The sequence below is a fragment of the Bradyrhizobium sp. Unk1 genome (genome assembly GCF_059512345.1).
Genome location: NZ_JCAMOP010000167.1, coordinates 1 through 1416 on the forward strand (window position 1 = coordinate 1; position 1416 = coordinate 1416).

The window sequence follows — 1416 nt, forward strand, 5'->3', positions numbered from 1 at the left end:
CTAGATGCGGTAATGGGCCCGGCTCCGAGCAAGGGGTCATGATGGTGGCTGTCCCCCGATAGATGATGAAACGGGGTCACGACTTGAGTCGGCCCCAAGCATCTGGAGACGGAGGACAGCCGTGGACAATTATGCCGGAATCGACGTGTCATTGGAACTGTCGAGCGTGTGTGTTGTGGACGCCCAGGGTAAGATCCTGAGGGAAGCAAAGGTCGCAAGCGAGCCCGGCGCCTTAGTTGAGCTTTTTGAGGCGCTCGGCTTTGCAGTGAAGCGGATCGGGCTGGAGGCTGGGCCGCTGTCTCAATGGCTGCATGCGGGCCTGAGAGGTGCAGGATTCGAAACAGTTCTGCTGGAAACGCGGCACGTGAAGGCCGCGTTGTCTGCAATGACGGTTAAGACGGATCGGAAGGATGCCCGCGGGATCGCCCAGTTGATCCGGATGGGGTGGTATCGATCGGTACACGTAAAGTCGGTTGACGCGCAAGAGATCCGGGCACTCCTGATCGCACGCAAACAGCTTCTCGGGCGGCTCATCGATGTAGAACTAAGTATCCGAGGGATTTTGCGCGGCTTCGGTCTGAAGGTTGGCCCGGTGACCCGAAGGAATTTCGAAGCGCGGATTCGAGAGCTGGTTGCGGGCCAGGCGACATTGGAGCGCATTGCCGATGCGATGCTTTCGGCGCGATCGACCCTGAAGGCAGAATACGGAAGGCTGCACAGGGCTATGCTGGCAATTGTGCGTGATGATGCAGTCTGCCGCCGGCTTATGACGGTACCAGGCGTTGGTCCCCTGGTGGCCATCACCTACAAATCCGCGATTGATGATCCTCATCGCATTGCAAAGTCAAAGGCAGCAGGCGCGCTGTTCGGGCTCACACCAAAGAAATATCAATCGGGAGAAAAGGACGTCACGGGCGGAATCACGCTGGCCGGCGATGAGACGGTGCGGACGGTCTTGTATGAAGCCGCCAACGTTCTGCTATCACGCATCACACGGTTCTCAAAACTCAAGCGCTGGGGGATGGACGTCGCCAAACGGCGAGGCTCGAAGCGCGCAAAAGTCGCTCTGGCACGTAAGCTCGCAGTGATCTTGCATCGGATCTGGGTCGACGGCACAACTTACCGATGGGCTGAAGCGGGGCCGATAGCGGCATAGAACAGGCGGAGGAGATCAAGAACGCAACCGGGCTGAACTGAAGCCCAATGCCCGAAGTCCCGTCGCCGGGACGGTGGATCCGGTGAAGCCGTTACACGCCCAGTGGCCGTCGTCTGACGAACCACGCGTATCTAGATAGGCTCACCGCTCCCTCTGACAGCATGATGTGGCGGCCAGGCGTCGACCACGGACAGAAGCATGAGCTCGGCGGCGTGACGTTCACCCGGGAGGCTTGACATCATCGGGCCCATTACAGAAGG

Annotated in this window: 1 protein-coding gene; it reads left to right on the forward strand. The window is 59.5% G+C overall.

Going from position 1 to position 1416, the window contains the following annotated elements:
- Window positions 1-121 precede the first annotated feature (121 nt).
- Entirely contained in the window at window positions 122-1156 is a 1035-nt protein-coding gene (locus tag AC5ZFO_RS47900) for an IS110 family RNA-guided transposase (protein ID WP_354125541.1), read from the forward strand.
- The last annotated feature ends 260 nt before the right edge of the window (window positions 1157-1416 follow it).